19 protein-coding genes are annotated in these 19,983 nt (G+C 71.9%); 6 read left to right on the plus strand and 13 right to left on the minus strand.

Annotated elements, in window-relative coordinates:
• Positions 1-286: 286 nt before the first annotated feature.
• From ACZ4W5_RS05765 to ACZ4W5_RS05810, 10 genes are all read right to left on the minus strand, one after another.
• Positions 287-1,171: a hypothetical protein gene (locus tag ACZ4W5_RS05765; protein ID WP_465653113.1), complete on the minus strand. Its 885-nt coding sequence runs from the start codon at positions 1,169-1,171 to the stop codon at positions 287-289.
• A 137-nt stretch (positions 1,172-1,308) separates the two neighbouring features.
• Positions 1,309-1,923 carry a hypothetical protein gene (locus ACZ4W5_RS05770; protein ID WP_465653115.1) on the minus strand — a complete coding sequence of 205 codons (615 nt, stop codon included), beginning with the start codon at positions 1,921-1,923 and terminating at the stop codon, positions 1,309-1,311.
• Positions 1,924-1,989: 66 nt separating this feature from the next.
• Entirely contained in the window at positions 1,990-2,397 is a 408-nt protein-coding gene (locus ACZ4W5_RS05775) for a DegT/DnrJ/EryC1/StrS family aminotransferase (protein WP_465653117.1), read from the minus strand.
• Between the two features lie 393 nt (positions 2,398-2,790).
• Positions 2,791-3,222 carry an NUDIX hydrolase gene (locus ACZ4W5_RS05780; RefSeq protein ID WP_360236197.1) on the minus strand — a complete coding sequence of 144 codons (432 nt, stop codon included), beginning with the start codon at positions 3,220-3,222 and terminating at the stop codon, positions 2,791-2,793.
• Between the two features lie 348 nt (positions 3,223-3,570).
• Positions 3,571-4,284, minus strand: a complete 714-nt coding sequence (locus ACZ4W5_RS05785) for a hypothetical protein (protein WP_465653119.1) — start codon at positions 4,282-4,284, stop codon at positions 3,571-3,573.
• A 21-nt stretch (positions 4,285-4,305) separates the two neighbouring features.
• Positions 4,306-4,992: a pentapeptide repeat-containing protein gene (locus tag ACZ4W5_RS05790; protein WP_360236203.1), complete on the minus strand. Its 687-nt coding sequence runs from the start codon at positions 4,990-4,992 to the stop codon at positions 4,306-4,308.
• Between the two features lie 69 nt (positions 4,993-5,061).
• Positions 5,062-5,253, minus strand: coding sequence for a multiple cyclophane-containing RiPP AmcA (gene amcA, locus ACZ4W5_RS05795; RefSeq protein WP_360236206.1), 192 nt, complete (start codon positions 5,251-5,253; stop codon positions 5,062-5,064).
• Positions 5,250-6,395: a cyclophane-forming radical SAM peptide maturase AmcB gene (amcB, locus tag ACZ4W5_RS05800; protein ID WP_465653122.1), complete on the minus strand. Its 1,146-nt coding sequence runs from the start codon at positions 6,393-6,395 to the stop codon at positions 5,250-5,252. The genes amcA and amcB overlap by 4 nt, the downstream gene beginning before the upstream one ends.
• Positions 6,396-6,468: 73 nt before the next feature.
• The gene (locus tag ACZ4W5_RS05805; RefSeq protein WP_465653124.1) at positions 6,469-6,942 is read right to left on the minus strand and encodes an ATP-binding protein; all 474 of its coding nucleotides are present in this window, start codon (positions 6,940-6,942) and stop codon (positions 6,469-6,471) included.
• Positions 6,943-7,141: 199 nt separating this feature from the next.
• Positions 7,142-8,347, minus strand: coding sequence for a helix-turn-helix domain-containing protein (locus tag ACZ4W5_RS05810; RefSeq protein ID WP_465653126.1), 1,206 nt, complete (start codon positions 8,345-8,347; stop codon positions 7,142-7,144).
• 312 nt (positions 8,348-8,659) lie between these two features.
• Between ACZ4W5_RS05810 and ACZ4W5_RS05815 the strand changes: the two genes are divergently transcribed.
• Entirely contained in the window at positions 8,660-9,073 is a 414-nt protein-coding gene (locus tag ACZ4W5_RS05815; protein WP_465653128.1) for an NUDIX hydrolase, read from the plus strand.
• A gap of 218 nt (positions 9,074-9,291) precedes the next feature.
• Here the strand turns inward: ACZ4W5_RS05815 and ACZ4W5_RS05820 are convergent, their stop codons facing one another.
• On the minus strand, positions 9,292-10,623 hold the full coding sequence (locus ACZ4W5_RS05820) for an MFS transporter (protein WP_402484608.1): 1,332 nt from the start codon (positions 10,621-10,623) through the stop codon (positions 9,292-9,294).
• 328 nt (positions 10,624-10,951) lie between these two features.
• On the opposite strand from ACZ4W5_RS05820, the gene ACZ4W5_RS05825 reads away from it, so the two are divergent.
• Positions 10,952-12,589, plus strand: coding sequence for a hypothetical protein (locus ACZ4W5_RS05825; protein ID WP_465653131.1), 1,638 nt, complete (start codon positions 10,952-10,954; stop codon positions 12,587-12,589).
• A gap of 73 nt (positions 12,590-12,662) precedes the next feature.
• Here the strand turns inward: ACZ4W5_RS05825 and ACZ4W5_RS05830 are convergent, their stop codons facing one another.
• Positions 12,663-13,121, minus strand: a complete 459-nt coding sequence (locus tag ACZ4W5_RS05830; RefSeq protein WP_360236222.1) for a VOC family protein — start codon at positions 13,119-13,121, stop codon at positions 12,663-12,665.
• A gap of 136 nt (positions 13,122-13,257) precedes the next feature.
• Between ACZ4W5_RS05830 and ACZ4W5_RS05835 the strand changes: the two genes are divergently transcribed.
• Together ACZ4W5_RS05835 and ACZ4W5_RS05840 are read left to right on the plus strand one after the other, a co-directional pair.
• Entirely contained in the window at positions 13,258-14,442 is a 1,185-nt protein-coding gene (locus ACZ4W5_RS05835) for a hypothetical protein (protein WP_465653133.1), read from the plus strand.
• A 158-nt stretch (positions 14,443-14,600) separates the two neighbouring features.
• Complete coding sequence (locus ACZ4W5_RS05840; RefSeq protein WP_465653135.1) at positions 14,601-16,100, plus strand: alkaline phosphatase PhoX; 1,500 nt, start codon at positions 14,601-14,603, stop codon at positions 16,098-16,100.
• A gap of 99 nt (positions 16,101-16,199) precedes the next feature.
• Here ACZ4W5_RS05840 and ACZ4W5_RS05845 read toward each other — a convergent pair whose 3' ends face one another.
• Positions 16,200-17,801 carry a PucR family transcriptional regulator gene (locus ACZ4W5_RS05845; protein WP_360236231.1) on the minus strand — a complete coding sequence of 534 codons (1,602 nt, stop codon included), beginning with the start codon at positions 17,799-17,801 and terminating at the stop codon, positions 16,200-16,202.
• A 144-nt stretch (positions 17,802-17,945) separates the two neighbouring features.
• On the opposite strand from ACZ4W5_RS05845, the gene ACZ4W5_RS05850 reads away from it, so the two are divergent.
• Entirely contained in the window at positions 17,946-18,542 is a 597-nt protein-coding gene (locus ACZ4W5_RS05850; RefSeq protein WP_465653138.1) for a PadR family transcriptional regulator, read from the plus strand.
• Positions 18,539-19,807 carry an FAD-dependent oxidoreductase gene (locus ACZ4W5_RS05855; protein WP_402484621.1) on the plus strand — a complete coding sequence of 423 codons (1,269 nt, stop codon included), beginning with the start codon at positions 18,539-18,541 and terminating at the stop codon, positions 19,805-19,807. Before ACZ4W5_RS05850 ends, ACZ4W5_RS05855 begins: the two co-directional genes overlap by 4 nt.
• Positions 19,808-19,983: the final 176 nt, after the last annotated feature.

Below are 19,983 nucleotides of genomic sequence, written 5' to 3' on the forward strand. Positions count from 1 at the left end.
GAAAAAGAAAAAACCCAACGGGAACCCCAACAACCAGGGAGGGTTTTTGTTCCCCAATTTGTGGTTTCCCCCCCCCCCCCCCCCCCCCCCAACACCCACCCCCCCCCCCCCCCCGCCAGCGGTGTATTCGGGCCCCATGTCGCCCGTCGCCGGGTGAACACGCGCGCGTGATCTGCTTCGTTGGGCAGGTTCGCCGCCGTTCCCCACCATCCACCCCCCACCCGCCTGTCGGCGGGTGCCCACCCCGGCCCTCGCCGGGCGCTGTCCCGCCATGGTGGAACACGTCTCAGGCTGCGATCTGCGCAGGCCGACCGCCGGTCATCGCGGAGCGCAGGGCAGTTCGGACTCGGGCGGCACCTGCGGTGGCCACGTCCACGCCCTGGTGGGCCGTGGGGGTTCGGGCGGTGAGCCCGGCGCACGGGCGGCAGATGCCCGGTCGTGGCACGGGGTCGTGGCACTTGGCGCACTCGGCGTAGCGGGCCGGTGGCCGTGCAGCGGGCCGGGCGGGCGGCATCTTGTGCACCAGGCGGTAGCGGAGCACGGCCGCAGCCGAGTGCACCGGGGTGGGCAGGCCCGGCAGCAGGGCGTTCGTGAGGTCGGCGTGGGCGGCGCCGCGTTGCAGCCACTGGGCGACGAGGGGCGCGAGTTCGGCGGCTTCGGCCTCGCCCAGGCGCAGCCGGGGCTCGGGGCGGATCACCCGGAACAGCGTAGCCACCGCTTCGCGGATCTCGGGTGGTTCCTCCTCGCCTCCCCGGTCGCTTTCGTCTGCCGGGCTCGGGGGGAGGGAGGATTCTTGGTGCCGGTCCTTTACAACAGGGCTGCCAGCACGGCCGGTTGCCGCTGCACCGGGCGCCGGACGGGTGGCACCCGGGCACGCGAGCTGCGGGGTGTCGTAGACGTGGGTTTCGGTGATGATCGTGCCGTCCGGCATGCGGATCTTCTCGACCCGGTAGTACCCGGCCTCGGTCAGCTCCTTCAACGCCTTGCGGACGGCTCCGCGCCCCTGGGGGCTGCTGTCGGCCATGTGCCGTCCGTCCTCGCGCCAGCCGTCGGGCCGGGAGAGGAGGTCCGCGAGCAGGCCGCGGGCGGTGTAGCTCAACCGCCGGTACTGGAGAACGGCGTTGGGTAGCACGGTGAAGTTGCGCACGTGGGCGCTACGATGGATGCGCATCGGGAGGTCTGCTCCTGGTGCCGGACCCCGGGGTGTTGGTAGCACCGCCGGGGTCGCCTATTTTCGGTTGGACTACGGAACGTACCACAACGCCCAGATGGTCAATCCGCCTCCGCCAAAGCAAATCTGATCGACAATCAGGCGCAGTCGTTTTCTGGCGAGCCCGTGTGTAATTGGTGTCGTGGTTTGCGCGCGGATGATCGGGCGGCCGAGTCGCCCTGCAACTTCAAGCCCGCGGGCTCGGCGACGTTCCACTCCCGAGGCAGGTCTTCGCCGCAGAAGACGCAGACGAAGTCCTCCTCCCGCACGATGTTCAGTTCCCGGCAGGAGCGGCAGCGGCGGAAGGCCACCTCATGCGTGAAGCCGGACGGGCGCTGGACCCCGATCCGGTCCAGGGCCTCGGCCACGGCCGGCCATGAGATGACGTCCGGGCAGTAGCCGGTCGACTGGTTGCTGACCTCCTCGACCGCCCACCGCCCGGACTCCTCATGGAAGCTCATCTCACCGGCGCTCAGCACCTCTTCGCCGCCGGCACACACCACGTGCTCACTGCGGCGCGGAGCCAGTCGCAACATCCCGCCGACATCGACGACGAACGTGAATGGCTCGGCCAGCTCATCCGGGGTCAGCTCGGAGGCCCACACGCCGAAGTCGACCGCCGAGCGCATGCTCCGGCCCTCGCCACCCGCCCGGACGAGATCCTTCAACTCGGCCGGGCCCACATACCGGTACGTCCGCCCCCGGGTCTCCATGCTCGCCAACCTAGCCCCTCACACAGCGAGGACCTGGGGAATTACCTGACCACAGCCCTTGAGGAATTACGTGACCGTCCACAGTCCGGGCTGCTGGTACAGCGGGAGCTGGTTCATGGGGCAGGTGGAGCCGGGGCGGTCGAACTCGGTGGCGCCCTCGGCGATCAGCGCCTGGTGGAAGCGCTCGACCGGAAGGCCCTCGAGTTCATCCGGTTTGTAGGTGAGCGTCAACCCGTACCAGGACGGGATCACCCCGTCGGGCATCTCGGTGACCTCCAGGCCGGGGATCCGGGCGAGTCGGCCGGTGAGGTAGCGGGCGATCTCGGCCCGTCCGGCGAGGTAGCCCTCGAGGCGGGCGAGCTGGTCGTGGGCGATGGCGGCGGCGAGGGGGTGGATGCGGAAGCTTGAGGCCGGCCCCGGTGACCGCGTACCGCGCGAGCGGATGGCCTTCCGGGTGCGGGCGCTGGGCTTCAACGTCTGAGGCCTTCGCGGTACCGAACGCCGCTGCCCGGGACTCTGGGCAGCGGCGCTTCTGCGTCTGCGCTTCGTCTGTCGCGGGGTGAACACCCGCGCGTGATCTGGTGGTTGGGGGTAGGTCCACCGCCGTTCCCCACCATCCACCCCCCACCCGCCTGTCGGCGGGTGCCCGCCCCGGGCCTCGTCGGGCGCCGTCCGGCCGTGAGGGAACACGTCTCAGGCTGCGATCTGTGCAGGTCGACTGCCGGTCATCGCGGAGCGCAGGGCAGTTCGGACTCGGGCGGCACCTGCGGTGGCCACACGGTCGTTTTCTGGCGAGCCCGTGTGTAATTGGTGTCGTGGTTTGCGCGCGGATGATCGGACGGCCGAGTTGCCCTGCCGTTCCCGTGATTACTTGGCCGCGAGAATTTCCCCGCGCTCGATGACCGCACGCAGGACGGCGGCGAAGTCCCGAGGCAGAAGGTTGACCGCGTCGAGGGCGTCGGTGGTCAGGGGGACTTCTTCGAGGATGTACTCACCTCGGCCTTCCTGGCTGAACTCCGGCCCGCTGCGGTCCTCGAAGCTCCACTTCTCGACGGTGGCGAGGTAGAAGTCCTGGCGCTCGCCGTCGGTCTCGATGGTGTGGAGGAGGCTGACGATCTCGGCTTCGCCTGCGATCTCCTCGCGGACCTCGCGGCGGAGGGCGTCCTCGGGGCTGGCGTCGGTCGGTTCGATCTTGCCGCCGACGATCACCCAGTACGGGTCGATGCCGGGGCGGATGCGCTTGATCAGCAGCATGGTGTTGCTCGGGGTGAGGAGGACGGCGCGGACGCGGTGCTGCATGGTGATCTGCCTTTTGTTCGGTGGGATGCCGGTCAGTGGGGAATCCAGCTGCCAAAGATGTGTAACGACTGGCCGATGATGAAGGACGTACTGGGCCCGGCGGGAGGGCGGCCGTGGTTGGTCAGGCGGCATCGTTCTGCTCCATTGCGGCTGCACTCGACGTTTCGAGCCAGACCAGTCGCGTGGCGATCCGCGGTCGCCCGTCGACGTCCGGGAGGCCTTCGCCCCAGACCTGGACGACGGCGAACAGCGGGGGTGCGGTGTCGAGTACGAGCGCGCACAGCGTGAATGGGGCGGACGCGGCGCTGCCGCCATCACGGGCACTGGAACAACCCGTACGGGCCGGTGTCAGATCAGCGAGGCCAGGACGCCGGGTGGCCAGTGGCCGAGCCAGAACGCGGCGGTGGAGGGTTGGGGCTGATCCTCGGTGGAGCCGTCGTGGGGCAGTAGTTCGGTGGGGGCGATGTAGCCCTCGCCGGGGTCGAGGCGCAGCCGGAAGACGCGCAGGGGCAGCCCGAGGGCGGTGTAGGCCCGCAGCTCGTCGGTGTGCGGATAGTGGATCTCGGTGTCGCTGTGGAGACCGCGACAGACAGCGCGGATGTCGAGGCCACCGAGCAGGAGGTAGCGGGTTCCCGGGCCGAGGTTGAAGCACAGGCGTCGGCGACCGGTGTGCTTGGCCTGGCAGCGGAGCCTGTCCCAGTTGTCGATGTGCAGGCCGATCCGGCGGCCGTCCTGGTAATTCGGGGTGGTGGTGAGGGCCCTGGCCGGGCTCGTGGCTTGGCCGAGGTGGACGGCGTCGGGGTCGCCGAGTTGGTCGGCGAGGGTGGCAAGGGTGGCCGGCGGCGGGCCGTCGGGCAGCTTCACCAGTTCCACCAGCGTGCTGTCGCTCTGCTCGGTCGGGCGGAGCTCTGCCGCCAGCTGGACAGTGAGGGGCCGCCAGGGTCCGACCGGGAGGACGGCCCCGTTCTCGTACTCGGGCTCGTCGCGTGCGGTGCGGACGCCGGTGCTGTCACACCTGGCGATGAGGGCCGCGGGATCGGTGTGGGCGATGGCGAGAGTCACGTGGTTCCTTCCAGGTGTGGTTCACCGGTCGTCGAGGGTGTCGGCGAAGGTCACGTCCAGCTCGGCGACCAGGGCTTCGGCGAGTTCGGCCTGCTGGGTGCGGTCGATGAGGACCTTGCCAAGGTTGGCGACGCCTCTCAGCGTGGTCAGGTCGTTGCCCCGCAGGTCAAGGCCCTGGTACTTGCCCCGGCCGAACTCGGTCAGCCGTAGGGTGCAGGTGTGGAGGACCACGCCGCCGAGGTCGCAGCCGGCGAACGACGCCTCGGTGAGCCCGCACTTGGAGAAGACGACCGCGCCCGCAGCGCGGATCTGCTCGAAGGTCGTGTAGTCGAGCTTGCAGTTGTCGAAGAGGACGTTGTCCAGAGTCACGCCGTTGAGCCCGGCGCCCATGATCTTGCAGTTGCGGAAGACGACCCGGGAGAGCTTGCTGTCGGTGATGCGAGTGGCGGCGAGGTCGCAGGTGTCGAATTCGACGGAGTCGAGGCGGACTTGGTCCAGCTGCACGCGGTCGGCCCGCAGGTTGGAGACACGGCCGGTGACGAGGCGGGTCTCGGCGAGGTCCAGGGCCCGCAGGTCGGCGTCGCCGTACTGGAAGTCCTGGACGATGCCCCGGGCGGAGTCCAGGGTGGTGACGTTGGACAGGTACAGGCCGGGCTCGTTCAGGTGGGGCAGGGTCACGGTGACGCGGCCGAAGGTGATGCTGTCCATGAGGGGCTCCGGTCTCTCGAGGGACGGGCCCGCACCGGCTGGTGCGGGCCCGGGTGGGTCCGGGTGGCGTTACTTGCCCTTGTTCTTGTTCGACCAGTTGTCCCAAGTGGGCCGGTTGTCGAACTTCGGCCCGTTGTTGTCCCAGGTGGGTCGATTGTCGAACGGCCCGGCGGTGGGGTCGGTCACGGTGAGGTCGGTGAGGCCCGTGAGGTCGGCGACGACGGCGGTGTTGCTGGCGGCCAGCAGTTCGAGCAGGGTCATGCGACTTTCTCCTCTTGGACGCTGTCGGACAGGGCGGTGACCAGGGCCTGCCGGGACACGCGGCAGTAGTTCGTCTCCGTGGTGTCCAGGCGGCCGTTCTCGAAGTAGCGATTGCCGGCCTGGGCCCCTCGGCAGAAGTCGAAGAGATCGCAGGTGGCTTCGCAGGCGTCCAGCCCGGTCAGGAACTCACGTACGTAGCGCAGGCGGTGAGCCTGGTCCAACATCGAGCCGATGCTCTGCTCCAGGACGTTCCCGGCCCGGAAGTCCCCGTAGGCCGGGTCGGTGATCCCAGCGAGTTCGGGCGAAAGCAGGACGACGTCGCCGTTGGAGGCGATGGTCGGGATCGGGTCGATCAACACGTGGCCCCAGGCGGCCTGGTGTCCGGCGCGGACATCCCGCAGGTAGCCGCCGAGCCGGTCGATCTCGCGGATGGTCAGGTCGCGGTTGCGGCGTGACCAGGCGATGGTGCGGCGCCAGAACGCGCGGGCCTGCTCGGGGGTGGGAACTGCCCGGTCGGTGTTGACGCCTTCCCTTTCCTCCATGTTCAGACCCACCGTGTGGCAGCCGAGGTCGGCCATGAAGTCGAGCAGGCCCTCGGGATCACCGATGCTCTCCGCACTGACGACCGCGATCGCCGAGAACCGTACGCCGTAGTTGCGCAGGCACTCGACGCCCTTCATGATCCGGTCGAAGGTCGGGCGTCCGGACCAGTCCACGCGCCGCTGGTTGAGGTCGGAAGGGCCGTCGACGCTCACCCCGACGCGGAAGCCGTACGCGGTGAGGAAGTCGCACCAGGCCGGGGTGATCAGTACGGCGTTGGTCTGCATCGAGTGAGTGACCAACCCGGCCTGCCGCAACGGTTCGAATGGGGCCAGCAACTCGGCGAGTCGCGTTCGGCCGACGGCCAGCGGCTCGCCGGCGTGCCAAACCACCTCGACTGGCTCCGGCGATGCGGTATCGGCGAACTCGGCGACGGAACGGGCCACCGCCTCGGCGACCGCGACCGACATCGGGGCCCGCCGCTTGCGGTGGGGCAGGTAGCAGTAGGTGCAGTCCAGGTTGCAGAAGGAGTCCGTCTGGGCAACGACCGTCTTGGGGCGACGGGCGATGCGGCGCCGATATCGGGCCGGGGAGTGCATCATGTTGCTCCTCCAAGGGCGGGGACTGGGCCAGCGCGGGGTCGCGCGGCCGACGTCGGTCCGTCCGTCGGTGTGGCTACTGGGATGTGCGGGTGGAGCCTTCGCCGGCATCGGCGCGCGTTGGCGGGGAAACGGCAAGGTCGGCGTGGACGACCTTGCCGTGCGGCCATACGGTCACGCCCCACCGCTGGCGAGTGAGCTGGTCGACCAGGGCGAGCCCTCGACCGGATTCGGCGCGCGGTCCGGCGTCGATCAGCACGGGCAGGGATGCGGAGCCGTCCGAGACGAGCAGTCGTACGGTGCTGCTGGTTGTACGTCGGACACCGACCATCATGGAGGTCTGGCAGCCAGTCTTCGCCGCATTGCCCACCAGCTCGGACACGACCAACTCGGCGTCGTCGATCAGGTGGGGCAGGTTCCACTCGGTGAGCTTGGCGCGGACCATGTGGCGGGCGGCGCGGACTGACACGGGGACGTAAGGCAGCCGGAGGGTGGCCGGGCTCGTCGAGAGTTCGGGCAGCAGAAGGGGATGTTCGAGAGCCGTCGTCACCGAAGCCCCCGGGGCTGGCAGGTGACAGGGTCCGTCGCTGAGACGTAGGGGGCGACCGGAACGCGGGTGAGCGTCGGACGCTGATGATGGGGCGTCAGCATGCGCCCAATGTCGCGGAGATATTACCGTCCGTGAACAGATGGGATGTGTCAGTTCCGGAAGTCGTACCGGCGCCGAGTGACATGCCTCGTATCACTCCTCAGGTGATGACCACGGATGTTCCGAGGATGGACGAGAGCTTGCGCAGCTTGGCAGTGGTGGCGCTGCCTGCGCTCGCCTTCTGTGCGATCACCGCGGGCAGTCCCTGATGCCGAGCCCAAGCAGGCGCGGTCGAGCACACCTCGAGCAGGGTGTCCAGGGCGGTGTCGGCCTGCCGGGTCTCGGCTTGGGCGAGCGCCACGTCCAACAGCATCCGGTTGCGCGCGGACGGGGTGAGTGCGCCCGTGTCGCCGATCGACTGGAACAGGTTGAGCGCCTTGCCCGGCCGACCGGTTGAGACGGAGATTCCGATCGCCTGTGCGATGACCGTTGCCGGCCCGAACGCTGTGCCGTTCACCATGACGTCCCTGCCCATCCGGGCTGCTACCGCGAGCCCCTGCGAGAGCAGGTCGTCGGCGCCGTCCGCATCCCCCTGGCGGGCAGCGACGACGGCCGCGAAGGTCACATGCCATCCGTAGGTGGCGAGCATCCCTGGGTCCCGATCCCCGTACCTGGGCTCGATGGACTCGTAGGACATGCGGGCGGTCTCCTCCGCCTGGTCCAGCCGGGCATCCCGTACGTAGATCCACGACCGACCGGATGCGACCATGGCCGAGCGGAGGGTGTCGCCGGCTCGGTCGGCCTGGTGCTGCGCGTGCCCGATTCCGGCGTACGCGAGATCTCGGGCGCCGAACTGGTTGGCCACGTAGGCGGCGAGGCGGTAGGCATCCGCGAGGATGCCCGCCGCCGTACTCCTCTGGTCGATCGGGGCGGCTTCCAACGTGGCCGCGGCTTCGCGCAGCGCTGGGGCGACGCGCACTCCCGCGCCCACGTAGTCGCCGGAGCGGTAGGCCTCCCACGCGGCGGCGAGTCCGGCCGCGAGTTCGGCCGGGGCCGGGGGCTGTACGTCGACGCCGACGCCGGCGGCGGTGTCGTGGACGGTGCGGGAGAGCTCGCGCATCATCGCCCGGTCGGCGCTGTGCATAGCGCGGCGAGGAGCCTGCTGGCCGAGGATCACCGACACGTCGGTGTGCAGAGCGGCCGAGATGCGCAGCAGCGTCTGGAGGCTGCCGCCGAGATTGCGTTCGGCCTTGCGGATCGTTGCCACGGACAGGCCCGACGCTTCGGCGAGTTGTTCCTGCGTCATGTCCGGTCCGCGTAGCAGCTTGATGCGCTCGCCCGTGGTGTAGTCCGTCCACTGGGTCATGGTGGTTCCCTTCCGGGTGCACGGCCGTACTCGGAAGGTACCCGCTCCCATGGGCGGGCGGACACGCTTCGGCTCCGCGCTCTGCGCTCGGCTTCAACGTCTGAGGGACGTTGAGCGTCAACCTGCTGGCACGCAGACCTCTCGTTCGGGGGAAGGAATCGTGCAGAGGTGGCACGTCTGCCGGCGCGTGGCCAGGTTGGGGAACATGTCGTCTGTCGTTGCGTCTGGGCGGTCGGTCTTGCCTGAATCGCCTTATGCGCTGTGGGGTCATGGTGAACTTGATGAACAGTCATGCCGCGACGAGGAGCAGACGTGACACAGCAGACTGCAGAGGAACGTCCGGGCATTGCCGCCGCGATCGTGGTCCATGAGGGCCGCGTGCTGATGGTCCGGCGGCGGGTGAGTGAGGGGCAGCTCTCCTGGCAGTTTCCGGCCGGTGAGATCGAGGCAGGTGAGTCGCCGGAGGAGGCGGCCGTTCGGGAGACGGCGGAGGAGACCGGGCTGGGTGTGGCGGTCGTCAAGCTCCTGGGCGAGCGGGTGCATCCGAAGACCGGTCGGCTGATGTCGTACGTGGCCTGCGAGGTCGTGAGCGGAACTGCTGCGGTGGTCGACACGGAGGAGCTGGACCAGCTCGCTTGGGTAGCTCTCGGTGAGATCTCCGAGTACGTGCCGTACGGGTTGTTCGAGCCGGTGCAGGCGTACCTGGACATCGCGCTCACTGCCTGACAGGTACGTCGCCGTGTGCCGCCCGCCCCGGGCGGCACACGGCGAGGCCCGGGGTGGGCACCCGCCGGGAGGCGGGTGGGGGGTGGATGGTGGGGAACGGTGGGAGAGCTGCTCGACGAAGCGGATGATGCGCGGGTGTTCAGCCGGTGGGGGAAGCGCCGCTGCCCGGGACTTCCGAAGGGGAAGTCCCGGGCAGCGGCGCTTGCTGTGTGACGGGGTCAGGCGGCCTTGGGCTTGCGGGCGACGGCGAGGGCCAGGGCCGCGCAGAGGAGGGCGGCGACGGTGGCGAAGCCGCTGATGGCGGGGAGGAGGCCGTAGCTCTTGACCAGGGCGCCGACGATGACGATGGGGAGGGAGCTGCCGAGGTAGACGATGACCCACAGGGAGCTCATCTCGGAGCCCCGGCGTTCCGGGTTCATCGCGGCGACGGCGGTGGTGAACAGGGAGCGGAAGGCCACGCCCTGGCAGGCGCCGCCGAGGACGCTGCCGATGAACAGCAGCGCGGGGGTGCCGGTGTACCCGGCGGCGACGACCAGGGCGAGGCCGGTGGCCAGGCCGGTCATGCCGAGGGCGACGACCGTGCGGTCGGCGGTGGGCGGGACGATCAGCTGGGCGGCGGCCGAGGAGCCGAGCAGCAGGGCGGCCACGATCGCGCCGGTCAGGTGCGAGTCGGTGTGCAGCAGCTTGGCGGAGAAGGCCGGAGCCAGGCTGAGGTAGACGCCGAAGACCGCGTAGGAGATGAAGCCGGCCGAGGCGGCGAGCAGGAACTCGCGGCGGCCGGTGACCGGCAGTCGCAGGCGCTGCGGCCGCAGGTGGGCCGGGGTGGTGATGCGGGGCGGCGACGCGGGCGGGCGGTTGCGGCCGGGCATCCGGGGGTGGACGACCGCCAGCGGCACGCAGAGCGCGAGCAGGGCGACGGCGTGCAGCAGGAAGGGCGTCAGCAGCGGGTCGGAGCCGTTCGCCAGCAGGGCGCCGACGACCGGGCCGAGTGCGACGCCACCCGCCGAGCAGGCCAGGGTGAGCTTGGCGGCCAGGGTCGGACGGTCGGGCAGCAGGTCGCCGAGGGCGGCCCCGGCCGCGCCGGTGGACAGGCCGACGGCGATGCCCTGGACGGCCCGGCCGAGGGCGAGCTGCCAGAAGCTGTCGGAGGTGGCGAAGACGAGGTCCCCGGCGGCGGCCAGGACCACGGCGGGCAGGATCAGGGCGCGGCGGCCGAGGTGGTCGGACCAGTGGCCGACCACGGCCAGGACCGGGACCAGCGCGAAGACGTAGATCGTGAAGAGGATCGTGGTGTCGAGCGGGCCGAGGCCGAGGCGCTGCTGGATCATCGGGTAGATCGGCGTCGCCAGGTTGGCACCGATCAGCATGAACAGCAGGGCGGCGGCGACCAGGCCGACGCGTATGCCGCGCAGCGCGTTCCAGCGGCTGATCGCGGCGAGCTGGAGCTGGGCGCGGGGAGCGAGCTCCAGGGGGAGCAGGGCCTCCGACAGTCGGCGTCCGTCGTACTGCGCGGTGCGCAGCGCGGAGCCGGCGGGGGAGAGGTCCGCCATGGCAGGGGTCTCCTGTGGCCGGGCGCCACCGGGGTCGGCTGGGTGTGCCGGCGCGCCCGTCCTGAGGCGCTGTGGTGGTGGCCGCGGTGCGGGGCTCCCTGGTGGAGCGGGTGAGCTGAGAGAAGGGGGCTTCGTTGCCCGGTGGCGCGCGCGGGGTTGTGCGCGGTGCCAATGCGAAGGATAAGGGGTGGGCGCACGGAAGCGGCGCGCGCCCCTTTGCGCGCCCTGTGAGGCCGGGCATCGGGGGTGCCCGGCCTATACGCTGAGGTGGTAGATCGACACGCGGAGCTGTTCGAGCTGACCGCTGGCTGAGGGAGAGCACACGACGATGGCCGGACGACGTCGGAAGAACGCGGGGGCTTCGGCCGGAGAGGGTGCCGCCGAGGCGGTCCTGCCCGCGGACCTGGAGCTCCAGGACCTCTACGGGGCGTTCGCCGCGCACGGTCTGGACGACGAGGACCTGGACGACGCGGCGGTCCTGGTACCGCCGGTGAAGCTGCCCGCGGAGCAGGAGCTGGCCGAGCAGGCGAAGGCCGTGCCGATGTTCGGCTACGCGCTGGCGCTGGCCCGCTGGGCGTCCCCGCACCGGGTGGTGGACGAGTTCGGGGACCTGGTCGAGGAGGACCGGGCGCCGGTCGCCCGGCTGCTCGGGCTGGCCCCGGCCGAGGGCGAGGTGCCGGAGGAGGCCGAGGTCGAGGCGCTGCGGGCCTGGTCGCTGGCCTGCGACCTGGACCTGGTGGAGCTGGGCACGACCAAGGAGGGCGAGCACGTCGCCGTCCCGGGCCCGGACCTGGAGCCCGCCGAGCAGGGGGACGCGGAGACCGTCCTGGAGCTGTGGCTGACCGCCGCCGGGATCGTCCGGGAGCTGGCGGTGGAGGCGGACTCGCTGCCGGAGGAGGACGAGGGCGCGGAGCGGGCCGACGCGGCGACCGCGTCGGCCGGGGAGGACGAGGAGGACGAGGACGCCCTGAGCGAGGTCGAGGAGGCCCGGGACGCCGCCGCCGAGCTGCTCGACGAGGCGCTGCAGGTGCTGTACGAGACCACCGCCTTCGCCGAGCCGGGCAACGAGACGGTGCCGCTGGGCGTGCTGGCCGCGCTGCTGGTGGTGCCGGACGGCGAGGAGCCGAGCGAGGAGCTGCTCGGCGACATCACCGATGTGATGGTCGCCCTGGACCCGATGCTGGCCGACCTCGCCGAGCTGGGCCTGCTGGAGTACCGGCCGATCGACCCGGAGCTGTTCGACGAGGAGGAGGGCGAGGAGCCCGCCGTCGTCGGCGAGGCGCCGCTGGACGACGAGGAGTCGGCCCGCTTCGGACTCGTCCGGCTCACCCCGCTCGGCCAGTACGGCATCCGGCAGTGGCTGCTGGAGGACGGCTACGACGCCCCGCTGGTCGGCGAGCTGGCCCAGGGGGACGCCGCCGAACTGCTGCGCGGGGTGTGCGAGGCGGCCAATGTGCTGCCGGAGGAGGAGCTGCGGGTCTGGGTGGCCGGCCGGGAGCCGGAGCCGGCGGCGCGCGAGCTGCTGGCGGCGGCGCGCGGCGACGACGCGTACGGTCCGCTGCGCCGGATGCTGTGCGTCTCGGCGCTGAACCTGCTGGGGGCGGGCGCCGAGCCCGCCGTCCGGGAGGTGCTGGACGACCCGGAGCTCGGCGGTGCGGCCCGGGCCTGGCTGTCGGCGCAGGGTGCGACGGACGTGCCGGTGCCGGAGCGGACGATGGCGCTGTGGACGGTGGTCGACACCTTCGCCGCCCAGCTGCTGGACAGCGGCGGCGACGCGGCGCTGCTGCGCGAGCTGATCACCGACCTGCCGGTGAAGGGCGACCCGGCGTCGTGGTTCGGTGAGCTGTGGCGGGTCGACCACCCGTACACGGCGGACGTCCTGGAGGCGATCGGCGAGCTGCACACGGACCGGGCGCTGGCCAAGGAGGCGCGCAAGGCGGCCTTCAAGGCCCGGTCGAAGGGCTGAGGAAGGGTCGGCGAGGGGCTGGCGCGGGGTCGGCGAAGGGGCTGACGAAGGGCCGGCGAGGGGCCGACGGCGGCTACGGGAGGTCCAGCGAGCCGTCCTCGGTGAAGGGGAAGAACGGGTTGTGGGCCAGCTCCCACAGGTGCCCGTCCGGGTCCTCGAAGTAGCCGGAGTAGCCGCCCCAGCTGGTCGGGACCGGCGGCTTGACCACCACGGCGCCGGCCTCGACCGCGGTGCGCAGCGCGGCGTCCACCAGGGCGGGGGACTCCAGGTTCACCGCCAGGGTGACGCCGCGGAAGGAGGGTTCGCCGGTCGCGGGCACGCCCGCGTCGGCGGCCAGCTCCTCGGTGGGGAAGAGGCCCAGCACCGAGTCGGCGGTGCGGAACCAGACGATCTCCGGACTGGAGGCGGAGGAGCGCCGCCAGCCGAGGTCCTGGTAGAAGCGGGCGCTCCGGTCGAGGTCGGAGACGCCGAGGGTGACGATGCTGATCCGGGCGGGGAAGGCGGGCTGGGCTGCGTCGTTCTGTGCTGTCATGCCGCCAGCGTAGGGAGGGCGGCTGACATCGTGGCCGACGGACACGGCCGCCGCCCCCGTACGGCAGCGGAGCTGATGACCCGGCAGCTCCCGGCACGTAAGGTGGCGTCAGCGGTGCGAGCGCGAGGACTCGGGGGTGCGGCAGAGGATGGTGCGGGAGAGCGGCGGAAGGCCCCAGGAGTGGAACGTCGAGCGGTCGGGGCCGGAGCGGCCGGGCGGGCAGGAGCGTTTCGCCGGCCAGGAGGAGTTCTCCCGCCGGACCCTCGCCGCGGTGGACTTCCCGGTGTACGGCGTGGTCGGGCCGCCCGGCCGGGGCGAGGCGCTCGCGGCCTTCGAGACCTGTGGCGGTGAGCTGCGCTGGGTCGAGGTGCAGTGCGGCGACTGGACCACCGCGGCCGGGCCGTACGTGACCGTGCGGACGTACCGGCCGGGGGCCGACGGCTGTGAGGTGCTGCCCGAGCTGGAGGACGTGGTCGAGGACGAACGGGACCGCGTCTACGAGCAGTTGGGCGTGGACGAGGGCGACGGGCCGGGCCGGGTGCGGACGCTGCGGGAGTGGATCACCGTGGACGGCGAGCCCTACCCGGTGGAGGTGCACGAGGACCTGCCGCTGCCCGGCGGCGCGGTCAGCGCGGCCGGTGGCCCGGAGGCCGCCGGGCCGGTGTGGGCCGGCCGGTTGCGGGTCGACGGGCAGGCCGTCACGGTGTGCGGGCGCGGGCTGCCCCCCGGCGGGGTGGAGCTGGCCGGGATCGGGGACTTCGACTGCTACCTGCGCGGGCGCACCGAGCTGCTGCGCGACCTGGCCTCCCGGCGGGCCCGCTACGTACCGGTCGAGGAGCGTGAACTGCCGCCCGCCGCAGGGCTGGAGGCGCACCGGGAGCTGATCGCCCAGAGCATCGCGGAGGCCGCCGCGATCGAGGCGCACGTGCGGGTCGGGCGGACGCCGCGACTGCCGCGCGGGCTGCGCGGGGACGTCTGCGCGGTGCGCTGGGAGGCGGCGGTGCGCCAGCAGATGCGGCTCGCCACCGAGACCCGGGAGGAGGCCGCGGCGGCGGTGACCTCGATGGTCAACCACCTCAACCGGCTGTCCCAGCAGACGCACTGGCTGATCGGCACGCCGGAGGGGGAGGCGGCGGTCGAGGAGGTGGTGCGGTACACCGTGTTCGCCAGCGAGGTGGCCAGCCTGCCGGCGCAGCGGGCCTGGGAGCAGCTGTGGCGGGAGCGCCCGGGGACGGCCGGGTCGGGCACCCCGGAGGAGCACCGGCTGGTGGAGCAGCTGTGGCTGTCGGCCTGGGAGCAGTGGCGGGAGGGGCGGGGCTGACCCGCGCTCGGTAAAGCCCAGGTCATGTGTCGGTCATCGGTTGGCAAATGGACGCCTCGTCGTGCGGTGGGCGTCATGCCGGGTTCATCCCTGCGGCGGAGTCTGCTGGGCGTCGACGACCTGCCTCGACGCCCGTACAACCCCCAGGAGTTGCTGCCATGTCGCTGTCCCGCCGGGACTTCGTCAACCGTTCCACCCTCGTCGGGGCCGGCGTGCTGATCGCCGGCAGCGCAGAGGCGCTGGCCAGCGCCCCCGGTGCGATCGCCGCGCCGGTCGGCGGCGAGGCCCCGGTCGCCGCCGCGGCCGGTGCCGCCGGGACCAACGCGGCGGGCGGCGCCGCGATCGGCTACGGCCCGCTGGTACCGGACCCGGCCGGGCTGCTCTCGCTGCCCAAGGGCTTCTCGTACAAGGTGCTCAACCGGGCCGGGCAGACCCGGCTGCGCACCGGCGAGTTCACCCCGAGCAACCACGACGGCACGTCCGCCTTCGAGGACGAGCGCGGCGGCAACCTGATGGTGGTCAACCACGAGCTGTCCGGCGCCCGGGCCAACTGGCCGTACCCGGTGCCGCTGACCGAGGGGCACGTCTACGACCCGGGCGCGGCCGGCGGCTGCACCATCGTGCACGCCAAGCGGGACGGCTCGGTCGAGCAGTGGGTCGGCATCGCCGGCACCGCCACCAACTGCGCGGGCGGGGTGACCCCGTGGGGCACCTGGCTGTCCGGCGAGGAGACCGAGGACAGGGCCGGCAAGAACGGCTTCACCAAGGACCACGGCTACGTCTTCGAGGTCGACCCCTTCGACGACGACTACAACCGCGACCCGCAGCCGGTGAAGGCCTTCGGCCGGTACGCCCACGAGGCCGTGGTGGTGGACCCCGAGCGCGGCCACGTCTACCTCACCGAGGACGCCTCCAACCCGAACGGCCTGCTGTTCCGCTGGACCCCGCCGGCCGGCTTCCGGCACGGCCGCCACCAGCTGCGCAGGCTCGCCGCCGACGCCGGCGTGCTGGAGGCCTTCAAGGTCTTCGACGCCCAGGGCCGGTTCGTCGACGACCTCTCCCGGGCCACCAAGGTCGGCACCGTCTACGGCGCCGACTGGGTCAAGGTGCAGGACCGCGACGCCCGGACCGTCTCGGTGCGCAAGCAGTTCAAGGAGGGCGAGGTCACCCGGGCCCGCAAGCTGGAGGGCATGTGGTGGGGCGACGGCGGCTTCTACTTCGTCTCCAGCTACGCCCGTTCGGAGAGCCCGGTGCAGCACGACGGCCAGGTGTGGTTCTACAACCCGGCGCGTCGCACCATCACCCTCAAGGTGCTGCTGGGCGTCAACGACGACGTCCTGGGCGACCACGACAACTACGACGGCCCGGACAACATCACCGTCTCGCCGTACGGCGGCATCGTGATCGCCGAGGACGGCAACGGGATCTCGCACCTGTTCGGCGCCACCGAGGACGGGCTGGTCTACCCGATCGCGCGCAACGAGCTGAACATCGGCAGCGCCGAGAAGCCCGAGTTCAGCGAGTTCACCGGGGTGACCTTCTCGGACGACGGCCGGACCCTCTTCGCCAACATCCAGGAGCCGGGCATCCAGCTGGCGATCAGCGGGCCGTGGCGCCGGCTGAACGAGCACAGGCGCGGCCAGGGGTACGGCGCCTGACCCCTCCCGCCTGACCTCCGGAGCGTGACCCCCGGCGCCCGCCCCTCGGCGTCTGACCCCCGGCGCCCGAGCTCCGGAGCGTGACCGGCTGCCCGTGGACTACTCGTCCGCGGGCAGCCGCAGTTGCAGCATCGCCAGCAGCCGCTGCTGCGGCTGGGCGAGGTCGATGCCGGTCAACTGCTCGGCGCGGCGCACCCGGTAGCGCAGGGTGTTGGGGTGGATGTGCAGGGCGTCGGCGGCGACCCGGACCTCGCCGAGCGCGTCCAGCCAGGCGAGCACCGACTCGGCGAGCCGGGTGTGGTGGCGGCGGTCGTACTCGGCGAGCGCGGTGAGCCGCGGGTCGCGCAGGCCGGTGCGGTCCTGGAGCAGTGCGAGCACCTCGCTGACCAGCACCTCGGCCTGGACGTCGATCAGCGCCGCGACGTCGAGGTCGACCCCGCCGCGGCCCATCGCGTCCAGGATGCGGTCGGCCTGGGCGCGGGAGTCCGGCACCTGGGACAGGCCGTCGACGGTCGAGCCGATCGCGGCGCGCAGCGGGACGCCGAGGTGCTCCCGGGCGGCGGTGACCACCTCGGCCGCCCAGCCGCGCACGGTGGTCATCGGCAGCCCGGGCGGGAGTTCGGGCAGCAGCACGTAGACCCGGGACTCGATCGGGGCGAGCAGCGCGGCGCGGTGCCGGGCGGCGGTGTGCACCGAGATCAGGCCGGTGACGTCGGAGCGGTGCAGCGCCTCGGTGGTGTGGGCGCCGTACGCGAGCACGGTGGCCGGGCGGCGCAGGTCCAGGCCGAGGTGGGTGGCCAGCGACTGGGGGCCGGTGGAGCCTTCCAGCAGTCCGGTCAGCAGGGTCTGGGTGAGCCGGACGTCGGCGGACAACTCGCGTCGGCGGCGCACCAGTTGGGCGGCCGCGACCCGGGCGGCGCCGACCAGGGCCTGCTCGGCGTGGGCGGCCAGCGGCTGGGCGCCCTCCTGGACCCAGATGGTGCCGAGCGGCTGCGCGCCGGCCCGGATGCCGACCGCCAGGCGGCGGCGCAGGCCGAGCTCGGGGTGCGGCTCGACCGCGATCGGGGTGTCCGAGCTGCGCAGGTGCTGGAAGATGCCCCACTCGCGGAGCTTGGAGAGGTACGGCTCCGGGCCTTGCCAGCCCAGGATGGAGAGCCGGCGCAGGTCGTCGACCTCGTCGGAGTCGGAGGAGCGGGAGTAGGCGAGGACCCGGCTGGAGGTGTCCTCGATCGAGACGATGCCGTTGGTGAGCACGGCGACGGTCTGGGCGAGGGAGAAGAGGTCGCCCGCGTTGGGTTCGGGGGGGCCGGGGGAGTCCGGGGCGTCGGGGCCGGCGATGATCGCCCGGGCCAGCGAGTCCAGGTGCTCCCAGCGGGTCTCCCGGCGCACCGACAGCAGGGCGACGCCCGCGTCGGTGGCGGCCTCGCGCAGGGCGTCGGCCTGGCCGGGGGCGTCCAGCTTGACCGCGACGGCGGCGGCGCCGGCCCGGCCGGCCGCGCGCAGGGCGGGGAGGGCGGCGCGGCCGCGGGCACCGATGGCGAGGACGAGTTCGCCGGGGGAGGCGGTGGGAGGGTCCTCCGGGTCGAGGATCGCGACGTCGCGGACGGGGACGTCCAGGCCCTGGGGGGCGGCCTGGAGTTCGACCAGGGGTTCGCCCAGGGACATCAGCAGCTGGCGGAGCGGGAGGCCGGGGGTGGTCACTCCGGACCTCCTTCATCCGCTCGGACAACGGTGTGTGGTTGATTTTAGCCGGGCGGACAGCATCGCGGTTCGTCTCTCGAAAATAGTTGACTCTGACTATTCAGGAGTGGATAGTCAGTGCTGACCAAGAGATGAGGATGTCTCGTGGCGAAGCGACGCAAGGTGTCGAACCCGCTGGCGCTCGCGGTCCTGGCCGAACTCATGGCCGAGCCGATGCACCCGTACGAGATGGGCCGTCGGCTCAAGGAGCACGCCAAGGACCGCAACATCAAGTACAACCGCAGCTCGCTCTACATGGTCGTGGAGCAGCTGCGGAAGGCCGGGTTCGTCGCCGAGCAGGAGACCGTCCGCGACACCCAGCGGCCGGAGCGCACCGTCTACGCCCTCACCGAGGAGGGGCGGGCGGAGCTCTTCGACTGGATGCGCGAACTCGTCGCCGAACCGCGGCACGAGTACCCCGCGTTCGGGGTCTCGCTGTCGCTGCTCATGGTGCTCCCGCCGGCCGAGTCGGTGGAGCTCCTGGGGCGGCGGCTGACCGCCCTGACCGCCGAGGCGGCGGGGATCCGGGAGGCCCTGCGCAAGGCCACCGAGGAGGGTGTCGGCTGGCTCTTCCTGATCGAGGAGGAGTACCGGGTCGGCGGCCTGGAGACCGAGATCGCCTTCGTCGAGCGCCTCATCGCCCAGCTCCAGGAGCCGGACTTCGTCCGGACCTGGCAGGAGTACTTCGGGAGTCTGCAATGAGTGCACCGCGAACCGTCCGCACCGCGAAGAAGGCCCTGGTCATCGGCGGCGGCATCGCCGGCCCGGTGACGGCACTGGCGCTGCGCAGGGCCGGCCTCGAGGCCGAGGTCTTCGAGGCCTACGAGGCCTCCGCCGAGGGCATCGGCGGCACGTTCATGATCGCCCCCAACGGCCTCGGCGCCCTCGCCGTGGTCGGGCTGGAGGAGGAGGTCGGGCAGGTCGGCCAGCCGATCGGGCCGATGCTGATCGAGGACGGCAGGGGCGGCGTGCTGGCCGAGTTCGCCGGCCTCACCGACCTGCCGCGCGGGCGGGTGATGCGCCGCGCCGAGCTGTACCGGGTGCTGCAGCGGCGGCTGGCCGGGGCCGGGATCCAAGTCCGGTACGGCAAAAGGCTGGTGGGCGCCGAGGAGGGCGCCGACGGGATCACCGCACGGTTCGCCGACGGCACCAGCGCCACCGGCGACCTGCTGATCGGCGCCGACGGCACCGGCTCCACCGTTCGCACCCTGATCGACCCGGACGCGCCCGCCGCCAGGTACACCGGCCTGCTCGGCGTCGGCGGCTACAGCCCGTACCGGCTGCCCGGCCGGGCCGGACGCGGCGAGACCATGCACTTCGCCAACGGCGCCCGGGCCTTCTTCGGCTACTGGGGCCTGCCCGAGGGCCGCGGCACCGCCTGGTTCAGCAACATCCCGCAGCCCGAGCAGCTGACCACCGAGCAGGTCCGCGCGGTCGGCCGGGAGGAGTGGCTGCGCCGCTGCCGCGAGCTGCACGCCGACGACCGCCCCGCCCGCGAGGTGCTGGCGGTCGCCGACGCCGGGACGGTCGAGACCTTCCCCCGGCTGGAGATCATGCCGTCCGTCCCGCACTGGTACCGCGGCCGGATGGTGCTGGTCGGCGACTCGGTGCACGCGCCGTCCAACAGCTCCGGCCAGGGCGTCTCGCTCGCCGTCGAGAGCGCCGTCGAACTCGCCCGCTGCCTGCGCGACCTGCCCGACCACACCGAGGCCTTCGCCGCGTACGAGGCGCTGCGCCGGCCCCGGGTGGAGCGGATAGCCGCCGCGGCCGAGCGCACCAACAACCAGAAGGCCTCCGGGGCGGTCGGGCGGCTGGTCTTCCGGCTGGTCGCGCCGATCATGGCGCGGACCGTGATGAGCCCGGAGAAGCTGCTCCGGCCGGTGCACGGGTACCGGATCGACTGGGAGCGGCGGGTGGTGCCTGCGGGACAGCTGGGGCGGGAGGGGCGTTCGGACCGGGCCGCCTGACGGGCGGTCGTGACCGCGGCGTGACCGCCTTCGTCGGGCCGGACAACGCCGTACGGGGGAATTTAGCCGCCCGGCCAATCAAGTGGCCCGGCGGGCAGGAATAGCGTTCGTGCTGTGGCCTGCGCGTGACCCGTGCAGGCCTTCCCCCGCATTGAACGAAGGAGAGCGTGCGCCTC

The sequence above is a fragment of the Kitasatospora sp. NPDC029367 genome, from assembly GCF_055569135.1.

Coding starts and splice junctions, on each gene's coding strand:
- amcA (WP_360236206.1), bottom strand. CDS start 5,253: ATGACCCTGCTCGAACTGCTGGCCGCCAGCAACACCGCCGTCGTCGCC.
- ACZ4W5_RS05830 (WP_360236222.1), bottom strand. CDS start 13,121: ATGACAGCACAGAACGACGCAGCCCAGCCCGCCTTCCCCGCCCGGATC.
- ACZ4W5_RS05825 (WP_465653131.1), top strand. CDS start 10,952: ATGGCCGGACGACGTCGGAAGAACGCGGGGGCTTCGGCCGGAGAGGGT.
- ACZ4W5_RS05840 (WP_465653135.1), top strand. CDS start 14,601: ATGTCGCTGTCCCGCCGGGACTTCGTCAACCGTTCCACCCTCGTCGGG.
- ACZ4W5_RS05770 (WP_465653115.1), bottom strand. CDS start 1,923: ATGGAGACCCGGGGGCGGACGTACCGGTATGTGGGCCCGGCCGAGTTG.
- ACZ4W5_RS05780 (WP_360236197.1), bottom strand. CDS start 3,222: ATGCAGCACCGCGTCCGCGCCGTCCTCCTCACCCCGAGCAACACCATG.
- ACZ4W5_RS05820 (WP_402484608.1), bottom strand. CDS start 10,623: ATGGCGGACCTCTCCCCCGCCGGCTCCGCGCTGCGCACCGCGCAGTAC.
- ACZ4W5_RS05790 (WP_360236203.1), bottom strand. CDS start 4,992: ATGGACAGCATCACCTTCGGCCGCGTCACCGTGACCCTGCCCCACCTG.
- ACZ4W5_RS05810 (WP_465653126.1), bottom strand. CDS start 8,347: ATGACCCAGTGGACGGACTACACCACGGGCGAGCGCATCAAGCTGCTA.
- ACZ4W5_RS05855 (WP_402484621.1), top strand. CDS start 18,539: ATGAGTGCACCGCGAACCGTCCGCACCGCGAAGAAGGCCCTGGTCATC.
- ACZ4W5_RS05765 (WP_465653113.1), bottom strand. CDS start 1,171: ATGCGCATCCATCGTAGCGCCCACGTGCGCAACTTCACCGTGCTACCC.
- amcB (WP_465653122.1), bottom strand. CDS start 6,395: ATGATGCACTCCCCGGCCCGATATCGGCGCCGCATCGCCCGTCGCCCC.